The organism is Pseudomonas sp. TE3895, from assembly GCF_056278855.1.
Genome location: NZ_JBWBQE010000001.1, coordinates 32809 through 51481, shown reverse-complemented (window position 1 = coordinate 51481; position 18673 = coordinate 32809). Strand labels below are relative to the sequence as shown.

General features: G+C 60.5%; 15 protein-coding genes, 2 tRNA genes and 1 rRNA gene. 16 read left to right on the top strand and 2 right to left on the bottom strand.

Features of this window, described 5'->3' with window-relative positions; translation table 11 throughout:
* Positions 1–87: 87 nt before the first annotated feature.
* From ACZ889_RS00240 to ACZ889_RS00225, 4 genes are all read left to right on the top strand, one after another.
* A complete protein-coding gene (locus tag ACZ889_RS00240) occupies positions 88–972 on the top strand; it encodes a heme/hemin ABC transporter substrate-binding protein (RefSeq protein WP_012053733.1) in 885 nt (294 codons plus the stop codon).
* A gap of 50 nt (positions 973–1022) precedes the next feature.
* Positions 1023–2006, top strand: a complete 984-nt coding sequence (locus tag ACZ889_RS00235; RefSeq protein ID WP_161775158.1) for a FecCD family ABC transporter permease — start codon at positions 1023–1025, stop codon at positions 2004–2006.
* Positions 2006–2773, top strand: coding sequence for a heme ABC transporter ATP-binding protein (locus ACZ889_RS00230; protein ID WP_003250021.1), 768 nt, complete (start codon positions 2006–2008; stop codon positions 2771–2773). Before ACZ889_RS00235 ends, ACZ889_RS00230 begins: the two co-directional genes overlap by 1 nt.
* Positions 2774–2877: 104 nt before the next feature.
* Positions 2878–3762: a ChaN family lipoprotein gene (locus tag ACZ889_RS00225; RefSeq protein WP_060537778.1), complete on the top strand. Its 885-nt coding sequence runs from the start codon at positions 2878–2880 to the stop codon at positions 3760–3762.
* 181 nt (positions 3763–3943) lie between these two features.
* Here the strand turns inward: ACZ889_RS00225 and ACZ889_RS00220 are convergent, their stop codons facing one another.
* On the bottom strand, positions 3944–4222 hold the full coding sequence (locus tag ACZ889_RS00220; protein ID WP_003250025.1) for a TfoX/Sxy family protein: 279 nt from the start codon (positions 4220–4222) through the stop codon (positions 3944–3946).
* A gap of 157 nt (positions 4223–4379) precedes the next feature.
* Positions 4380–5942 carry a bifunctional aminoglycoside phosphotransferase/ATP-binding protein gene (locus tag ACZ889_RS00215; protein ID WP_070096301.1) on the bottom strand — a complete coding sequence of 521 codons (1563 nt, stop codon included), beginning with the start codon at positions 5940–5942 and terminating at the stop codon, positions 4380–4382.
* Between the two features lie 115 nt (positions 5943–6057).
* Here ACZ889_RS00215 and mrcB point away from each other — a divergent pair, with 115 nt between their 5' ends.
* The 12 genes from mrcB (at position 6058) to ACZ889_RS00155 (ending at position 18670) form a co-directional block, all read left to right on the top strand.
* A complete protein-coding gene (gene mrcB / locus ACZ889_RS00210) occupies positions 6058–8379 on the top strand; it encodes a penicillin-binding protein 1B (RefSeq protein ID WP_180689237.1) in 2322 nt (773 codons plus the stop codon).
* Positions 8380–8394: 15 nt separating this feature from the next.
* Positions 8395–9195, top strand: a complete 801-nt coding sequence (locus tag ACZ889_RS00205) for a tetratricopeptide repeat protein (RefSeq protein WP_017147958.1) — start codon at positions 8395–8397, stop codon at positions 9193–9195.
* Positions 9195–9527: a YqcC family protein gene (locus ACZ889_RS00200; RefSeq protein ID WP_003250034.1), complete on the top strand. Its 333-nt coding sequence runs from the start codon at positions 9195–9197 to the stop codon at positions 9525–9527. The genes ACZ889_RS00205 and ACZ889_RS00200 overlap by 1 nt, the downstream gene beginning before the upstream one ends.
* Before the next feature lie 408 nt (positions 9528–9935).
* Complete coding sequence (locus tag ACZ889_RS00195; protein ID WP_003250036.1) at positions 9936–11660, top strand: acetolactate synthase 3 large subunit; 1725 nt, start codon at positions 9936–9938, stop codon at positions 11658–11660.
* Between the two features lies 1 nt (position 11661).
* Positions 11662–12153 (top strand): acetolactate synthase small subunit, encoded by a 492-nt coding sequence (gene ilvN / locus ACZ889_RS00190; protein WP_003250040.1) that lies wholly within the window; start codon positions 11662–11664, stop codon positions 12151–12153.
* 56 nt (positions 12154–12209) lie between these two features.
* Complete coding sequence (gene ilvC / locus ACZ889_RS00185) at positions 12210–13226, top strand: ketol-acid reductoisomerase (RefSeq protein WP_003250043.1); 1017 nt, start codon at positions 12210–12212, stop codon at positions 13224–13226.
* Between the two features lie 150 nt (positions 13227–13376).
* A complete protein-coding gene (pssA, locus tag ACZ889_RS00180) occupies positions 13377–14228 on the top strand; it encodes a CDP-diacylglycerol--serine O-phosphatidyltransferase (RefSeq protein WP_003250045.1) in 852 nt (283 codons plus the stop codon).
* A 79-nt stretch (positions 14229–14307) separates the two neighbouring features.
* Positions 14308–15321, top strand: a complete 1014-nt coding sequence (gene msrP / locus ACZ889_RS00175) for a protein-methionine-sulfoxide reductase catalytic subunit MsrP (protein ID WP_014860198.1) — start codon at positions 14308–14310, stop codon at positions 15319–15321.
* Complete coding sequence (gene msrQ / locus ACZ889_RS00170) at positions 15321–15932, top strand: protein-methionine-sulfoxide reductase heme-binding subunit MsrQ (RefSeq protein WP_108078770.1); 612 nt, start codon at positions 15321–15323, stop codon at positions 15930–15932. Before msrP ends, msrQ begins: the two co-directional genes overlap by 1 nt.
* A gap of 965 nt (positions 15933–16897) precedes the next feature.
* A 16S ribosomal RNA gene (locus ACZ889_RS00165) occupies positions 16898–18434 on the top strand.
* Positions 18435–18511: 77 nt separating this feature from the next.
* Positions 18512–18588, top strand: a tRNA-Ile gene (locus ACZ889_RS00160).
* 6 nt (positions 18589–18594) lie between these two features.
* Positions 18595–18670, top strand: a tRNA-Ala gene (locus ACZ889_RS00155).
* Positions 18671–18673 lie beyond the last annotated feature (3 nt).

Genomic DNA, 18673 nt, shown 5'->3' with positions numbered 1-18673 from the left:
TGATCGCATTCGCTGCGCCTGGCTGCCTATGGTGCGCAGTTCCGCTGCTCGCCACAAGGCGTGTAGCCCGTCTTCAGAAGGAACCCGATGATGCGCCGTCCAGCTGCTTTTCTCGCTCTGTGTGCAAGCCTTGTGCTTTCTACCCAAGCCTTGGCAGCCGAGCTGCCGCAACGCTGGGTCAGCGCGGGTGGCGCCTTGAGCGAGTGGATAACCGCATTGGGGGGGGAAGCGCGCCTGGTCGGAGTGGACACTACCAGTCAGCATCCGGCCTCGTTGAAAGCCTTGCCCAGTGTGGGTTATCAGCGGCAACTGTCGGCCGAGGGCATTCTCAGCCTGCGCCCGGATGTGCTGGTGGGCACCGAGGAAATGGGGCCGCCACCGGTACTGGCGCAAATCCGCAAGGCCGGCGTGCGGGTCGAGTTGTTCTCCAGCAAGGCCGAGCTGCCGGCAGTAGATGAAAACCTCAGGCACCTGGGTCAGTTGCTCGGTGCAGAGCAGCAAGCGTCCGCGCTTGCAGCGGACTACCGCCAGCGGCTCGATGCGTTGCAGGCCAACGTCAAGCTGGCCCAGGCCGGGCAGCAGGCTCCCGGGGTGTTGCTGCTGGTCGGCCATGCCGGGGCCAAGCCGCTGATCGCCGGGCAAGGCACTGCCGGTGACTGGCTGCTGAGCCAGGCGGGTGGGCGTAACCTGGCCGCGCACCCAGGCTACAAGAACTTCTCCAACGAAGCGTTGGCGGCGCTTGACCCGGATGTGATCGTGTTTTCCGACCGGGCGCTGGCCGATGAACAGGCCTTGCAGGCGCTGTTGAAAGAAAACCCCGCGCTGGCTGCCTCGCGGGCCGTGCGTGAGAAACGCCTGGTCTCACTGGACCCGACGCTGCTGGTCGGCGGGCTCGGGCCTCGGCTACCGGCGACCTTGCAGTCGCTGGCAGCCACCTTCTACCCGGCTGCTCAGGCCAGCTTCGCGCAATGAAACAGCGGGTCTCGCCACGTACGTTGTTCATTAGCCTGAGCCTGCTGTGCCTGTTGGCGATCTGGCTGTCACTGGCGCTGGGGCCAGTCAGCCTGCCAATGTTCGATACGCTGCGCGCTGGCCTGCGCCTTTTGGGATTGCCTGTGTCCGAAGATGGCCTGCAGCAGGCCGAGATGATCCTTGGCCAGATCCGTCTGCCCCGTACCTTGTTGGGGTTGGCGGTGGGCGCGGTGCTGGCGCTGTCCGGGGTGGCGATGCAGGGGCTGTTCCGCAACCCGCTGGCCGACCCCGGGCTGGTAGGGGTTGCCGCCGGCGCCGCGATGGGGGCAGCGGTTGCCATTGTTGGCGGCGCCTGGTTTGGCGGCATGCCGGATGCTTTCGCGCCTTATCTGCTGTCGTTCTGCGCGTTTGTCGGCGGGCTTGGGGTAACTGCGCTGGTCTACCGCCTGGGGCGCCGCGATGGCCAGACCAACGTCGCCACGATGCTATTGGCTGGCGTGGCCATGACCGCACTGGGGGGCGCGGCCGTGGGGCTGTTCTCTTACCTGGCCGATGACGCCACCTTGCGCACGCTGACGTTCTGGAACCTTGGCAGCCTCAATGGCGCCAGCTATGAGCGGCTGTGGCCATTGTTGCTGGTGGCGACAGGGGTAGCGGTGTGGCTGCCGCGCCGGGCCAAGGCGCTGAATGCCCTGTTGCTGGGTGAGTCGGAGGCCCGTCACCTGGGCGTTGACGTGGAGCGGCTCAAGCGTGAGCTGGTGTTCTGCACGGCGCTGGGCGTGGGGGCGGCAGTGGCGGCAGCCGGGTTGATCGGCTTCATCGGTCTGGTAGTGCCGCACCTGGTACGTCTGCTGGCCGGGCCTGATCACCGTGTGGTGCTGCCTGCCTCGCTGCTGGCCGGCGGTGTACTGATGTTGTTCGCCGACCTGGCGGCGCGGCTGCTACTGGCGCCTGCCGAGCTGCCGATTGGTATCGTCACGGCCTTCATTGGTGCGCCGTTCTTCCTGTTCCTGCTGATGCGAGGGCGCGGCTGATGTTGCATGTAGAGGGCCTGTACCTGCGCAGGGGCAGCAATGAGGTGCTGCACGACATTCACCTGCAGTTGCCTCCGGGGCAGGTCGTGGGTGTGCTCGGTCCCAACGGTGCCGGCAAGAGCAGCCTGCTGAGTGTGCTGTGCGGTGAACTGGCGCCCGACCGCGGGCGGGTAACGCTGCAGGGCCGCCCGCTGGCCGATTGGGCCGGACAGGAACGGGCAAGGCGCCTGGCAGTGTTGCCTCAGGTGTCCAGCCTGGGTTTCTCGTTTCGGGTGGAGGAAGTGGTAGGCATGGGGCGCATGCCTCATGGCACCGGTCAGCGGCGCGATGCGGAAATCGTCGAAGCGGCGTTGCGGGCGGCAGATGCCTGGCACCTGGTAGAGCGCAGCTACCTGGCGCTTTCCGGTGGCGAGCGGCAACGGGTACACCTGGCCCGCGTGCTGGCGCAACTATGGCCGGGGGAGGAGGGCAGCACGTTGTTGCTCGACGAACCGACCTCGATGCTCGACCCGCTGCATCAGCACACCACCCTGGAAGCCGTACGCCGCTTCGCCGACTGCGGTGCTGCAGTGTTGGTGATCCTGCATGACCTGAACCTGGCAGCACGTTACTGTGACCGTATCCTGTTGCTGGAACAGGGGCGCTGCCACGCGTTTGCCACGCCCGAAGAGGCACTGACCCCAGCGGCACTGAAGGCGGTGTACGGTATTGACGTATTGGTGCAGGCGCACCCCGAGCGCGGGCACCCGCTGATCATCACCCGTTGATGTTCTCAACGCATGCATGGCCTTTGTGAAAGTGGCCTTGTCTTGCGACCGGCCCGCCCCCGGTGCAGGCCATTTAAAGTGTGGATGACATGGAGTAACTGCCGATGCGACACCCGATGCTGTCCGGTTTCTCGCTGTGCCTGGTACTGGCGATAGGCGGCTGTCAGGCCAGCCTGCCGCCGTTGCCCGCCTGGCAGAGCAGTGAAGGTCGCACGCACGCCGAGCTGGGAAAGATTGTCGACCTGTCCAATGAGCAGGTCATAAGCCCTGAAACGCTGGTGCAGCGCCTGGCTGATGCGCCCCGAGTGCTTGTCGGCGAGAAGCATGACAACCCTGACCATCACGCGCTGCAACTGTGGCTGCTGCGCGCTCTTCAAGGCCAGCGCACTCAGGGCAGCCTGTTGCTGGAGATGCTGCAGCCCAGCCAGCAATCGCGGGTGGACAAGCTGGTGGGGCAGCCTTTGCCGGAAGACTTGCCCAAGGCACTGGCTTGGCAGGAGGGCTGGGATTGGCAGTTGTACGGGCCGATTGTCACCGAAGCCTTGCAGCATCGGGTGACGTTGCTGGCCGCCAACCTTTCGCCCGACGAGATGCGTCAGGCCTATCGACAGCCGGCGCCGGTGCAGGGCGAAAAGTCCAATGCACCCGCGGTAAAGGCTGCCTTGCTGGAACAGGTGCGCGCCGGGCATTGCGGGATGCTGCCGGAAAACCAGTTACCGGCGATGCTGGCCGTTCAGCAGCAGCGCGACCGGCGCATGGCCGAGCGCTTGCAGGCGGCACCGCAGCCGGCGCTGCTGTTTGCCGGGGCTTACCATGTGCGCAAGGACCTGGGCATACCCTTGCATCTGGCTGACCTGGGGGCGTCGGGGGAGAGCAAGGTTTTGCTGCTGGCTGAGGTGGGCGAGCGAGTCGAGCCTGGCGAGGCTGATTATGTGTGGTACACGGCGGCGATGCCGGAGCAGGATTATTGTGCGCAGCTGCGGCGTTGATCCTGAAAAAGCACAGGCAAAAAAAAGACCCGGCAAATTGCCGGGTCAATAACCGTGATTAGCCTGATGAGGAGATAATCTGAGAGTCCGAACCAGGGGCTCTTAGCTTATCCAACCAGTCTCGCGACCAGTTGTGATAATCATAACAATTCTCATTTAGACGTCAATCCCTTTACCCCGATTATTTTGGTTTTTTTTGCGCAGGGTTTTTCGCGTCCAATTGTTGGTTGAGTGCTTCCTTGCGTTCGAGCGGCAAATCGTTCCAGTGCATGTCCAGCAGGGCGCCTTCAATGGCATACAACAGCACCTTCGATGCACGGAACCCTCGTGTCTTCACGGCCTGGTACGCACCCACCGCGCCCAGGCGGCGCAAATCCGATGCACTGTGGATGCCGGCTGCATGCAGCCACTGCGCAGAAGTCTTGCCAAGGTTCTTCAGATGCTGCAATTCATCGTTCATCGAGCCTCCTTGCGATGGCTGAACGGGAATGGGGGATAAATCGCGAGCAGGTCTGAGAGGAGTGTAGCGGGCGTTGGGAAATATGCGGCTTTTTGCCATCGGGTGATGAGCGGCCTGTGCCTGCCCCTTCGCGGGCAGGCACAGGAAGATGACGAACTTACAGGCCAGGCAACCGCTGGCGAATCTGCTCGATCACTTGATCCATGCTGCCGGCAGCCTGGGTATCGACGCGGGTGCTGTGCACCAGCTCCTGCGCATCCAGCGCCTCACGGCTGGCCTGCTGGGCCTTGATCACCTCCAGCGTGGCATCCGAGGGGTCGCTGTTTTCAGCCTGGCGCTGCTCCAGCCAACTGGCGATGACCGCCTCTGGCGCGTGGCAGTCGAGGATGAGGAACGGCACGCCGGTCTGGCTGGCAACGTCTGCCGCAGCCTGACGCTGCTCACGCTTGAGGTAGGTGGCGTCCAGCACCACCGGGAAGCCGGCGCGCAGCACGGTCGCTGCCACCTCGTGCAGGCGCTGATAGGTCGCTGCGCTGGCGTCCTGGTCGTATATGCCCGTACTCAGCTGGCCGGCATCAGCCTGCTGCTGTTCGCCGAACAGGCGCTTGCGCTCTACGTCCGAACGCACGCGCACTGCACCCAAGGCCTCGACCAGGCGCATGGCCACGTGACTTTTGCCCACCGCCGAAACACCATGGGTGATGGCCAGCAGGCGCGACGGGATGGCGCTGTAACTTTCGGCCAGGTTGGCGTAGTTGCGGTAGGTGCGCAGGGTGGTGGCACGTTGCACGCCATCGGCGTCGGCCGGCATGCTGAACAGTGCGACCTTGGCCCGCACCAGCGCACGGTAGGCTTTGTAGAAGTTGAGCAGTTCCAGGCCTTCGTAATCCCCCGTCAGTTCCAGGTACTGGCTGATGAAGCGCCGGGCCAGGCATTTCAGGCCGCGGTCTTCCAGGTCCATGGCCAGGAAGGCGGTGTCGGCGTAGACGTCGGTCAGTCGGAAAGGCTCGTTGAATTCGATGCAATCGAAAATCACTACCTTGCCATCGATCAAGGTGGCGTTGCCCAGGTGAATGTCACCGTGGCACTCACGGATGAAGCCATTGGCCTTGCGCTTTTCCAGCAGCCCTTGCAGGCGCTCGAAGCTGCTGCGGGCCCAGGCCTGCAGGGCGTCAAGTTGCTGCAGATCGGCTTTGTCGCTGAGGAATGGGCGAATCTGCTCGAAGTTCTGCTCCACCGGGGCCATCACGCTGTCTGGCGTGCCCAGCGGGTGCTCCATCGGCACACGCGGAGCCTGAAGGTGAAAATCGGCAATCTGCCGGGCCATCTGGTCGATGTGCGTGGCGTTCAGTTCGCCATTGGCCTGCAGGGTGTTGAGCATCTGCCCCTGGGGGAACTGGCGCATCTTCAGCGCGTACTCGATGGCTACGCCTTCGCCACCGATCTGCGGTGCGTCGACGCTACCGGTGATGGGCAACACTTCCAGGTACAGGCCTTCGGTCAGGCGTTGGTTCAGGCGCAATTCTTCGTTACAGAAATGCTGGCGCTGGTCCAGTCCGGTGAAGTCCAGGAAGCCGAAATTCATCGGTTTCTTGATCTTGTAGGCGTATTCGCCAGTGAGCAGGACCCAGGAGATATGCGTCTCGATGAGCTGAAACCCCTCCACGGGGTGAGGGTACAGGGCAGGGTTCTGCAACGCAGTAATAAGAGCTTGGCTCACGGCAAATCCTTCCGGGGCAAGGGAATTCGAATGCGCCATTATGGTCAATGGTGCCGTCCCTGCCTACCGCCGGGCCGTCTGCCCAGCCTTTATAAAGTGCGTATAATCCGCCGCCATGACCCGAACCCGAAATCCCCGCACCCCTCAGAAACGCCCGACCGGCCGCTCCCGCGCCTGGCTGGGCTGGGCTTTGAAGCTCAGCCTGGTTGGCCTGGTGATCGTCGCCGGCTTCGCGGTTTACCTCGATGCCGTCGTCCAGGAAAAGTTCTCCGGCAAGCGCTGGACCATTCCGGCCAAAGTTTATGCCCGACCGCTGGAGCTGTTCACCGGCCAGAAGTTGAGCAAGAACGACTTCCTCACCGAGCTCGATGCGCTCGGCTACCGTCGCGAAAGCGCGGCCAACGGCCCGGGCGCTGCGTCCGTCAGCGGCAATACCGTCGACCTCAATACCCGTGGCTTCCAGTTCTACGAGGGCATGGAGCCGGCGCAGTTCGTCCGTGTACGCTTTTCTGGCGATTACGTTGCAGGCCTTTCCGGTGCCAATGGCAAGGCGCTTGACGTGGTGCGGCTGGAGCCGCTGATGATCGGTGGCATCTACCCGAAAAATCTCGAAGATCGCATCCTGATCAAGATCGATCAGGTACCCAAATATCTGCTCGAAACCTTGGTGGCCACGGAAGACCGCGAGTTCTACAGTCACTTCGGCGTGTCGCCAAAGTCCATCGCCCGGGCCATGTGGGTCAACACGTCGTCCGGCTCGATGCGCCAGGGGGGCAGTACCCTGACCCAGCAGTTGGTGAAGAACTTCTACCTCAGCAGCGAGCGCAGCCTCAGCCGCAAGCTGACCGAGGCGATGATGGCGGTCCTGCTCGAACTGCACTACGACAAGCGCGAAATCCTTGAGGCTTACCTCAACGAGGTGTTCGTCGGCCAGGACGGTCAACGCGCGGTGCACGGCTTTGGTCTGGCGAGCCAGTTCTTCTTCAGCCAGCCGCTGTCTGAGCTGAAACTGCATCAGATCGCCCTGCTGGTGGGCATGGTCAAAGGCCCGTCCTACTACAACCCGCGGCGTCACCCCGAGCGTGCCCTGGCTCGCCGCAACCTGGTGCTCGACCTGGTGGCCGAGCAGGGCGTGGCCAGCCAGGCAGAAGTCGATGCGGCGAAGAAAATGCCGCTGGGCGTGACCAAGCGTGGCAGCCTGGCCGACAGCTCGTTCCCTGCCTTCCTCGACCTGGTCAAGCGACAGTTGCGCCAGGATTACCGCGACGAAGACTTGACCGAAGAAGGCCTGCGCATCTTTACCAGCTTCGACCCTATCCTGCAGATGAAGGCCGAAACCTCGATGAGCGAGACCTTCAAGCGCCTGGCGGGCCGCAAGGGGGCAGACGATGTCGAGGCGGCAATGGTCGTGACCAACCCTGAAACCGGTGAAGTACAGGCGCTGATCGGTAGCCGCCAGGCAGGTTTTGCCGGCTTCAACCGGGCCATCGATGCTGTACGGCCGATCGGCTCCCTGGTCAAACCGTCGGTGTACCTGACTGCGCTGGAGCAGCCGAGCAAGTACACCCTGACCAGTTGGGTGCAGGACGAGCCATTTTCGGTCAAAGGGGCTGACGGCCAGGTCTGGCGCCCGCAAAACTATGACCGCCGCCCGCATGGCACTATCTACCTGTACCAGGGGCTGGCCAACTCTTACAACCTGTCGACCGCCAAGCTCGGCCTGGAAGTGGGTGTGCCGAACGTGATCAAGACCATTGGTCGTTTGGGCGTGAATGTCGACTGGCCAGCGTTTCCGGCCATGTTGCTGGGGGCGGGTGGCATGTCGCCGATGCAGGTCGCAACCATGTACCAGACCATCGCCAACGGCGGCTTCAACACGCCGATGCGCGGTATCCGCAGCGTGCTCACCGCCGAGGGCGAGCCGCTCAAGCGCTACCCGTTCCAGATCCAGCAAACCTTCGACCCGGGTGCCATTTACCTGGTGCAGAACGCCATGCAGCGTGTAATGCGCGAAGGTACAGGGCGTTCGGTGTACAACACCTTGCCACGCTCGCTGACCCTGGCGGGCAAGACCGGTACCAGTAACGACTCGCGTGACAGCTGGTTCTCCGGCTTTAGTCAGGATCTGCTGGCCGTGGTGTGGATGGGCCGTGACGATAACGGCAAGACACCGTTTACCGGCGCCACCGGCGCCTTGCAGGTGTGGACCAGCTTCATGAAGAAAGCCGACCCGCTGCCGCTGGATATGCCGCAACCGGATAACGTGGTGCAGGCCTGGATCGACCCTTACACAGGCCATGGGTCTGATGCCAGCTGTCCGGGAGCGGTGCAGATGCCGTATATTCGCGGGAGTGAGCCGCCGGCCGGCGCAACCTGTGGCGGCGAGCAGGACCCAGTCGAATCGGTAATGGACTGGGTCAAGGGCTGGATGAATTAAGCACAGGCTGCATTGATGAGGTGTGACGTGAACAAGTGGCTGTTTCCTGCCGTGACGGCGTTGGCTGTGCTCCAGGGGTGCTCCAGCGTCCCGCGTGGCAATATTCCGGTGGTCGACTCGAGCACCCGCGTGTCCAACAGCGAACGCGTGACGGCCAACCGCTCGGCGGGTGGCTATAACACCGGCACCGCCCAGGCGCAGACGCTGCCGGAGGATTCCGGTGTCACCGTGATGATCCCGCAGGGCGCAGGCGCATCGGGCATCCAGACATTCCCGGCGGGCAATGGCGCTGCGCCGATCAGTACCTCGCCGATCACCCCGGGGCCGATCAGTGCAGGGCCTGTCAGTTCGGCGCCGATGACCACCAATCCCAACCCGATTGCCGATGAACCCTTCGACATCGCTGCGATGAACAGCACCCCGCAAAGCGCCAGTGCGCCAACCGGTATTCCGCGCAGCGCCGCCGCCGGTGGCCTGTCGGCCGACGAGCAGCTGGACGGTCCTGTGCTGGCACTGCTGACCACTGCGAAGACGCAGCAGGGCAGTGGCGACTTCAACGGTGCCGCCTCGAGCCTGGAGCGTGCCCAGCGCATTGCTCCGCGTGAGCCGCAGGTGCTGTATCGCCTGGCCCAGGTACGCCTCTCGCAAGGTGATGCGGCGCAGGCCGAGCAGTTGGCGCGCCGCGCCCTGACCTACGCCAACGGCCGCCCAAGCCTGCAGGCAGAGCTTTGGAACACGATCGCCCAGGCCCGTGAAAAGCAGGGTGACAGCGCCGGCGCTGCGCTGGCCCGGCAAAAGGCGCGGGTCAATTCGTGATGATCGAGCAACGCGTGCTGGATATTGCCGACCACCTGCTCTTGATCGAGCGCGAGCTGCAGGTGCAAGGCTGGTGGGATGACGAGCCGCCAAGCGACGAGGCACTGGCCAGTACGGTGCCGTTCGCCGTGGATACCCTCAGTTTTGAGCAGTGGCTGCAATGGATCTTCCTGCCACGCATGAAGATCATCATCGAGCTGGGCCACCCGCTGCCCAACGCATCGAGCATCCTTGTCATGGCCGAAACCGTGTTTACCGACCGGCCGGAGCAAAGTCGTGAGCTACGCCGCCTGTTGGCAGCTTTTGACCAATTGATCGCTCCTTCCGCCTGATTTCTTCAGTTTTTCCGTCAAGGGCCGCAGATTGTGGCCCTTTTTTTTGGAAATCTTCTTAATTCTGCTGCTGAAGCGATTTTTAGTGGTGGCAGGAATTCATCTTGGGGAAAAATTGGCAATAATTTTTCTTGACTTGTTGGCGCCGAATCACAAGAATCCAACTTCCGCTGTAGAGGGACTGCCAGAAGCAGACCCGCTAAGCAGATCATGAGGTGCACACCCGCGCCGACCTGTTACACCCCGCAACGCGTTACCTCGCGCTGGGTGGGAAACCCCCGCAACACTCTGGGGATTTCCCAATACTTGCTCAGTCAGTGCTGACGTTCGCTCATGCTCTGCTTGGCAGTAAACCTATTAAGACCCGTCCAGTGAGGGCGGTATTCTGGCGTTTTAGAGGTGAACAACGTGGAGCTTTTATCTGGCGCTGAGATGGTCGTCCGCTTTTTGCGTGACGAAGGCGTTAAGCACATCTACGGGTACCCTGGTGGTGCTCTCCTGCATGTTTACGACGCACTGTTCAAAGAACCGGAAGTGGAACACATCCTGGTTCGTCACGAGCAGGCGGCCACCCATATGGCGGACGGCTACGCTCGCGCCACCGGCAAGGCCGGTGTGGTGCTGGTAACCTCCGGTCCTGGCGCGACCAATGCCATTACCGGCATTGCCACCGCCTACATGGACTCGATTCCGATGGTCATTCTGTCCGGCCAGGTGCCTAGCACCATGGTGGGCACCGATGCCTTCCAGGAAACTGACATGATCGGTATCTCGCGGCCGATCGTGAAGCACAGCTTCATGATCAAGAATCCGACCGAGATCCCTGAAGTTCTGAAAAAAGCTTTCTACCTGGCGCAATCCGGTCGTCCAGGTCCAGTCGTGGTCGACATTCCAAAAGATATGACCAACCCGGCTGAGAAGTTCGAATACGTCTACCCGAAAAAGGTCAAGCTGCGCTCCTACAGCCCGGCGGTCCGTGGTCACTCCGGCCAGATCCGCAAGGCTGCCGAGATGCTTCTGGCGGCCAAGCGCCCGGTCGTCTACTCCGGTGGCGGTGTGATCCTCGGCGGTGGCTCCGAAGCCCTGACTGAAATCGCCAAGTCGCTGAACCTGCCGGTCACCAATACCCTGATGGGGTTGGGTGGCTTCCCGGGTACCGACCGCCAGTTCCTCGGCATGCTCGGCATGCATGGCAGCTACACCGCCAACATGGCCATGCACAATGCCGACGTCATCTTTGCCGTCGGTGCGCGTTTCGACGACCGCGTTGTAAACGGTCCGGCCAAGTTCTGCCCGAACGCCAAGATCATCCACATCGACATCGACCCGGCGTCGATCTCGAAGATGATCAAGGCCGACGTGCCAATCGTCGGCCCGGTCGACAGCGTGCTCAGCGAAATGCTCGGCATCCTCAAGGAAATCGGCGAGCAGCCTGACAAGGCTTCGCTGGATGCCTGGTGGAAGCAGATTGACGAATGGCGTGGCAATGGCGAGTTGTTCCCTTACGACAAGGGCGATGGCAACGTCATCAAACCGCAAAAAGTCATCGAGACACTGTGTGAAGTGACCAATGGCGATGCCTTCGTCACTTCTGACGTGGGCCAGCATCAGATGTTTGCCGCGCAGTACTACCGCTTCAACAAGCCAAACCGCTGGATCAACTCCGGTGGCCTGGGCACCATGGGCTTCGGCTTCCCGGCGGCGATGGGCGTCAAGCTCAACTTCCCGGATCAGGACGTGGCCTGTGTGACCGGCGAAGGCAGCATCCAGATGAACATCCAGGAGCTGTCCACCTGCATGCAATACGGCCTGCCGGTGAAGATCGTCAACCTCAACAACGGTGTGTTGGGCATGGTCCGCCAATGGCAGGACATGGCCTACAACGGTCGTCACTCGCACTCGTACGTCGAGTCGCTGCCTGACTTCATCAAGCTGGCCGAGGCCTATGGCCATGTGGGTATCCGCATCACCAGCCTGAAGGACCTCAAGCCGAAGCTGGAAGAAGCGTTTGCGATGAAGGACCGTCTGGTGTTCATCGACATCGCGGTTGACCGCAGTGAGCACGTCTATCCGATGCAGATCAAGGATGGCTCGATGCGTGACATGTGGCTGAGCAAGACGGAGCGTACCTGATATGCGGCACATCATTTCCCTGCTGCTGGAAAACGAACCAGGTGCGTTGTCCCGCGTGGTCGGCCTGTTCTCCCAGCGCAACTACAACATTGAAAGCCTGACTGTAGCGCCAACCGAAGACCCGACCCTGTCGCGTCTGACGCTGACCACCGTTGGCCATGACGAAGTGATCGAACAGATCACCAAGAACCTGAACAAGCTGGTCGAAGTGGTCAAGCTTGTCGACCTGTCGGAAAGCGCTCACATCGAGCGTGAACTGATGCTGGTCAAGGTCAAGGCCACCGGTGCCCAGCGTGCCGAGATCAAGCGCACCACGGATATCTTCCGTGGCCAGATCGTCGACGTGACCGCCAGCGTGTACACCGTGCAGCTGAGCGGTACCAGCGACAAACTGGACAGCTTCATCCAGGCGATCGGCACTGCATCGATTCTGGAAACCGTGCGCAGCGGCGTTACCGGCATTGCCCGTGGCGACAAAGTGCTCAGCATCTAAATCCAAAAAATTAGCGATGGCTCCGCAGGGGCCGAGATATAACCAGGGGTATTTTCATGAAAGTTTTCTACGATAAAGACTGCGACCTTTCCATCATCCAGGGTAAGAAAGTCGCCATCATCGGTTACGGCTCCCAGGGCCACGCTCAGGCGTGCAACCTGAAAGACTCCGGTGTAGACGTTACCGTCGGTCTGCGTAAAGGTTCGGCTACCGTTGCCAAGGCTGAAGCCCACGGCCTGAAAGTTGCCGACGTTGCTACCGCTGTCGCTGCGGCTGACCTGGTCATGATCCTGACCCCGGACGAGTTCCAGGGCGCTCTGTACAAGAACGAAATCGAGCCGAACATCAAGAAGGGCGCTACCCTGGCCTTCTCTCACGGTTTCTCGATCCACTACAACCAGGTTGTTCCGCGTGCCGACCTCGACGTGATCATGATCGCGCCGAAAGCCCCGGGCCACACCGTTCGCTCCGAGTTCGTCAAAGGCGGCGGCATCCCTGACCTGATCGCTATCTACCAGGACGCTTCCGGCAACGCCAAGAACGTCGCACTGTCCTACGCTTCGGGCGTGGGTGGTGGCCGTACCGGTATCATCGAAACCACCTTCAAGGACGAAACCGAAACCGACCTGTTCGGTGAGCAGGCTGTTCTGTGTGGCGGTACCGTCGAGCTGGTCAAAGCCGGTTTCGAAACCCTGGTCGAAGCTGGCTACGCGCCGGAAATGGCCTACTTCGAGTGCCTGCACGAGCTGAAACTGATCGTAGACCTCATGTACGAAGGCGGCATCGCCAACATGAACTACTCGATCTCCAACAACGCCGAATACGGTGAGTACGTCACTGGCCCGGAAGTCATCAACGAAGAATCCCGCAAGGCCATGCGCAATGCTCTGAAGCGCATCCAGGACGGCGAGTACGCGAAGATGTTCATCTCCGAAGGTGCTACCAACTACCCATCGATGACCGCCAAGCGCCGCAACAACGCCGCTCACGGCATCGAAATCATCGGCGAGCAGCTGCGCTCGATGATGCCGTGGATCTCGGCTAACAAAATCGTCGACAAGACCAAGAACTAAGTCTTATCGATAGATGAAAAACGCGGCTTCGGCCGCGTTTTTTCGTTCTGGCATCCAGCTTCTGGTATAAAGCAGACCAGTGGCTCGCTGTCAGAACCTGTTTCGCGGGCCCGTGTCGAACATTTTCCATCCTGTTGCAAGGTACCCTCCATGAGCGAACGTCCCGAAGAGCCGAACAAGCCCTCCGACGCCGAAAGCCTGCTACCTGTCGATGAGCACGTTGAAGAAGGGCATGACGCCGAAGGCCGCAAGGTGCGCCACCGCGGCATCTACCTGCTGCCCAACCTGTTTACCACCGCCAACCTGTTTGCCGGTTTCTATTCCATCATCAGCTCGATGAGCGCACAGAGCGCCCTGAGTGCCGGCGACCCGCGCGAGGCGAGCAAGTACTTCGCTTTTGCCGCTATCGCCATCTTCGTGGCCATGGTGCTCGACGGCCTGGACGGCCGCGTTGCGCGCATGACCAATACCCAGAGTGCCTTCGGTGCCGAGTATGACTCGCTGTCGGATATGGTCGCCTTCGGCGTGGCCCCGGCTTTGCTGGCCTTCGGCTGGGCGCTGGGTGACATGGGCAAGGTCGGCTGGATGGTTGCTTTCATCTATGTGGCCGGCGCCGCGTTGCGCCTGGCGCGCTTCAATACCCAGGTCGGTACCGCCGACAAGCGCTACTTCATCGGCCTGGCCAGCCCGGCTGCCGCAGGTGTGGTGGCGGGCACCGTATGGGCGTTCAGCGACTACGGCATCCAGGGCTCCAAGCTGTCGTTCCTGGTCGCGCTGCTGGTGGCTGCTGCTGGCATGCTGATGGTCAGCAACATCAAGTACAACAGTTTCAAGGAGCTGGACCTCAAGGGGCGCGTCCCGTTCGTGGCGATCCTGGCGGTGGTGCTGGTGTTTGCCGTCGTGTTCAGCGACCCGCCGCGTATCCTGCTGTTGATCTTCCTTGCCTATGCAGCATCGGGGCCGATCCAGTTCCTGCTGAAGGCGCGCCGTCGCAAAGCGTGAAAATCACTTAACGCTGGAATAACCTCACGGCTCCATAGTCTTACTGGTACATCCGTTACTCAGTGCTATGGAGCCGTTCATGCTTATCAAGCTTCCCAGGTCTTCCGAGTGCAAGGCGTCGGAGATCACCCCCGAAGGCATTTACCTTTCCCGTCGAGCCCTGCTGGGTGGCTCATTGGCTGGCTTGGCGCTAGGCGCATTGCCGGGCGGTGTGGGCGCGGCGCAAATGTCGCGTTATGCCGATGTGCAGGCTGGGGCCGCGCCGGCCTGGTTCACTGACAAGCTCGCGGCCACGCGCTGGCAGGCGGTGACGGTGAAGGACGAGGCGATTACGCCGTTCAAGGACGCCACTCACTACAACAACTTCTACGAGTTCGGGCCCGACAAGGGCGACCCGGCGGCCAATGGCGACAGCCTGAAGACCGAACCGTGGTCCATTGTGGTGGATGGTGAGGTTGGCAAGCCCGGACGCTATGCACTGGAGGACTTCGTCAAACCCTATCAGCTTGAGGAGCGGATCTATCGGCTGCGCTGCGTAGAGGCGTGGTCGATGGTCATTCCGTGGCTGGGGTTCCCTTTGGCTCAGGTGCTCAAGCAGGTCGAGCCGACTTCCAGTGCGCGTTATGTGCGTTTCGAAACGCTGAAGGATCCGCAGCATATGCCGGGGCAGCGTTCTGGCTTCGCCTTGATCGACTGGCCTTATAGAGAAGGGTTGCGCCTGGATGAGGCGATGCACCCGCTGGCAATTCTCGCAGTGGGTATGTACGGCCGGGAACTGCCCAACCAGAACGGTGCGCCGTTGCGTTTGGTGGTGCCTTGGAAGTATGGCTTCAAGAGCATCAAGTCGATTGTGCGCATCAGCCTGGTAGCGGAGCAGCCCGGCACTACCTGGGAAGGGCTGGCGCCGGATGAATATGGTTTCTACGCCAATGTGAACCCGACAGTCGACCACCCGCGCTGGAGCCAGGCGCGCGAACGTCGCTTGCCCAGCGGGTTGTTCAGCCCCAATGTGCGGGAGACGCAGATGTTCAATGGCTATGCTGATGAAGTGGCGTCGCTGTATACCGGGCTCGATCTGCGGAAGAACTACTGATGCGTTACCCCTGGTTTCGCTTGGCCATCTTTGTCGTAGGCTGCCTGTTCCCGGTGTGGTGGCTATATGAAGCGGCGATGAACCTGCTGGGGCCTGATCCCGGGAAGATCATGATGGATCGCCTTGGGCTTGGGGCGCTTACCTTCCTGTTGGTGACCTTGAGCATGACGCCACTGCAGAAGCTGACGGGCTGGTCTGGCTGGATCGTGGTTCGCCGGCAGCTGGGGTTATGGGTGTTCGCCTATATAGTGCTGCATATTCTGGCCTACCTGTTTTTCATTCTAGGGTTGGATTGGGGGCAGTTGGCGGTGGAGTTGCGCAAGCGCCCCTACATTATTGTGGGGGCGCTGGGGTTCTTGGGGTTGCTGGCGCTGGCGGTCACCTCGAACCGGTACAGCCAACGGCGGCTGGGGGCGCGGTGGAAGAAGCTGCACAGGTTGGTGTACGCGGTGCTTGGGTTGGGCTTGCTGCATTTCCTGTGGATCGTGCGTTCCGACCTTCGGGAATGGGCGATCTATGCGTTTATTGGGGCTGTGTTGATGGTCTTGCGGATACCTGCTGTTGCGCGGGCGCTTCCCAGGGTTGCCAGGAAGCAGGGTAGGGCGGTTTGAGAGAGGGATGGGGCTGCCAAGGGCCTGTCTTGAGTTAGCAATGGCTGTGGGAGGGTGCCCGCCTTTGTTTCTCTGGCGCCAGCGAGATCGAGCGCCGCGCGCGTCCGGCTTGAGACATTCACCGCCTATGAGATCGGGCGCCGCCCGCGTCCGGCTTGAGACATTCACCGCCTATGAGACCGAGCGCCGCCCGCGCGGCGCTTTGCGGGTAAACCCGCTCCTACGTTTGTTTCGGGCCAGTCCCTCCTGTGCCTGGCGCGCGCGACCGCCTTGTTGGTACGACGCGATATCGAGACAGGCACCAAAGCGTTCGCGCGCGAATCCCACAGGCATAATTGGCCTGAAACAAACGTAGGAGCGGGTTTACCCGCGAAGCGCCGCGCGGGCGGCGCTCGATCTCACAGGCGCTGAAACTGTTGTGGCGAACACTTGGCAGCCCCGATACGGTCTTTTCCCCTTATATGTCACTTTCTTGAAATTAAAGGTTGACGCCCTCTCGAATCCCCTTATAATGCGCCCCACTTCCAGCGACAACGGAACGACAAACTCCTTGAAATTCAATGAGTTAGACGCTTCTGAAGATGCTGTAAGGGCTACGATCAAATGATCGCCAGCGGTTGAGATGATGGTTGACAGCGCTTCCAAGTGCTGTATGATTCGCCTCCCGCTACGAGAGATCGCAGCGAGCCAAGTGTTTGAAGCTAAACGAGTTTCTCGCAAAAAACTTCAAAATAAACGATTGACAGGCTCTGAGGAAAGCGTAGAATGCGCGCCTCGGTTGAGACGAAAAGCTCTTAACCAAACGCTCTTTAACAAATTGAATCAAGCAATTCGTGTGGGTGCTTGTGAGTACGGACTGATAGTCAAAAAGATTATCAGCATCACAAGTGACCATGCGAGAAATCACATAGTCATTTGAGATTGCTGAGCCAAGTTTAGGGTTTCTTAAAAACCCAAGCAGTATTGAACTGAAGAGTTTGATCATGGCTCAGATTGAACGCTGGCGGCAGGCCTAACACATGCAAGTCGAGCGGATGACGGGGGCTTGCTCCTTGATTCAGCGGCGGACGGGTGAGTAATGCCTAGGAATCTGCCTGGTAGTGGGGGACAACGTTTCGAAAGGAACGCTAATACCGCATACGTCCTACGGGAGAAAGCAGGGGACCTTCGGGCCTTGCGCTATCAGATGAGCCTAGGTCGGATTAGCTAGTTGGTGGGGTAATGGCTCACCAAGGCGACGATCCGTAACTGGTCTGAGAGGATGATCAGTCACACTGGAACTGAGACACGGTCCAGACTCCTACGGGAGGCAGCAGTGGGGAATATTGGACAATGGGCGAAAGCCTGATCCAGCCATGCCGCGTGTGTGAAGAAGGTCTTCGGATTGTAAAGCACTTTAAGTTGGGAGGAAGGGCAGTAAGCTAATACCTTGCTGTTTTGACGTTACCGACAGAATAAGCACCGGCTAACTCTGTGCCAGCAGCCGCGGTAATACAGAGGGTGCAAGCGTTAATCGGAATTACTGGGCGTAAAGCGCGCGTAGGTGGTTTGTTAAGTTGGATGTGAAAGCCCCGGGCTCAACCTGGGAACTGCATCCAAAACTGGCAAGCTAGAGTACGGTAGAGGGTGGTGGAATTTCCTGTGTAGCGGTGAAATGCGTAGATATAGGAAGGAACACCAGTGGCGAAGGCGACCACCTGGACTGATACTGACACTGAGGTGCGAAAGCGTGGGGAGCAAACAGGATTAGATACCCTGGTAGTCCACGCCGTAAACGATGTCAACTAGCCGTTGGAATCCTTGAGATTTTAGTGGCGCAGCTAACGCATTAAGTTGACCGCCTGGGGAGTACGGCCGCAAGGTTAAAACTCAAATGAATTGACGGGGGCCCGCACAAGCGGTGGAGCATGTGGTTTAATTCGAAGCAACGCGAAGAACCTTACCAGGCCTTGACATGCAGAGAACTTTCCAGAGATGGATTGGTGCCTTCGGGAACTCTGACACAGGTGCTGCATGGCTGTCGTCAGCTCGTGTCGTGAGATGTTGGGTTAAGTCCCGTAACGAGCGCAACCCTTGTCCTTAGTTACCAGCACGTTATGGTGGGCACTCTAAGGAGACTGCCGGTGACAAACCGGAGGAAGGTGGGGATGACGTCAAGTCATCATGGCCCTTACGGCCTGGGCTACACACGTGCTACAATGGTCGGTACAGAGGGTTGCCAAGCCGCGAGGTGGAGCTAATCTCACAAAACCGATCGTAGTCCGGATCGCAGTCTGCAACTCGACTGCGTGAAGTCGGAATCGCTAGTAATCGCGAATCAGAATGTCGCGGTGAATACGTTCCCGGGCCTTGTACACACCGCCCGTCACACCATGGGAGTGGGTTGCACCAGAAGTAGCTAGTCTAACCTTCGGGAGGACGGTTACCACGGTGTGATTCATGACTGGGGTGAAGTCGTAACAAGGTAGCCGTAGGGGAACCTGCGGCTGGATCACCTCCTTAATCGACGACATCAGCCTGCTGATGAGCTCCCACACGAATTGCTTGATTCATTGTCGAAGACGATCAAGACCCTATATAGGTCTGTAGCTCAGTTGGTTAGAGCGCACCCCTGATAAGGGTGAGGTCGGCAGTTCAAATCTGCCCAGACCTACCAATATGCGGGGCCATAGCTCAGCTGGGAGAGCGCCTGCCTTGCACGCAGGAGGTCAGCGGTTCGATCCCGCTTGGCTCCACCACTT

Coding starts and splice junctions, on each gene's coding strand:
- mrcB (WP_180689237.1), top strand. CDS start 6,058: ATGACCCGAACCCGAAATCCCCGCACCCCTCAGAAACGCCCGACCGGC.
- pssA (WP_003250045.1), top strand. CDS start 13,377: ATGAGCGAACGTCCCGAAGAGCCGAACAAGCCCTCCGACGCCGAAAGC.
- ACZ889_RS00240 (WP_012053733.1), top strand. CDS start 88: ATGATGCGCCGTCCAGCTGCTTTTCTCGCTCTGTGTGCAAGCCTTGTG.
- ACZ889_RS00205 (WP_017147958.1), top strand. CDS start 8,395: ATGAGGTGTGACGTGAACAAGTGGCTGTTTCCTGCCGTGACGGCGTTG.
- msrQ (WP_108078770.1), top strand. CDS start 15,321: ATGCGTTACCCCTGGTTTCGCTTGGCCATCTTTGTCGTAGGCTGCCTG.
- ACZ889_RS00230 (WP_003250021.1), top strand. CDS start 2,006: ATGTTGCATGTAGAGGGCCTGTACCTGCGCAGGGGCAGCAATGAGGTG.
- ilvN (WP_003250040.1), top strand. CDS start 11,662: ATGCGGCACATCATTTCCCTGCTGCTGGAAAACGAACCAGGTGCGTTG.
- ilvC (WP_003250043.1), top strand. CDS start 12,210: ATGAAAGTTTTCTACGATAAAGACTGCGACCTTTCCATCATCCAGGGT.
- ACZ889_RS00225 (WP_060537778.1), top strand. CDS start 2,878: ATGCGACACCCGATGCTGTCCGGTTTCTCGCTGTGCCTGGTACTGGCG.
- msrP (WP_014860198.1), top strand. CDS start 14,308: ATGCTTATCAAGCTTCCCAGGTCTTCCGAGTGCAAGGCGTCGGAGATC.
- ACZ889_RS00220 (WP_003250025.1), bottom strand. CDS start 4,222: ATGAACGATGAATTGCAGCATCTGAAGAACCTTGGCAAGACTTCTGCG.
- ACZ889_RS00200 (WP_003250034.1), top strand. CDS start 9,195: ATGATCGAGCAACGCGTGCTGGATATTGCCGACCACCTGCTCTTGATC.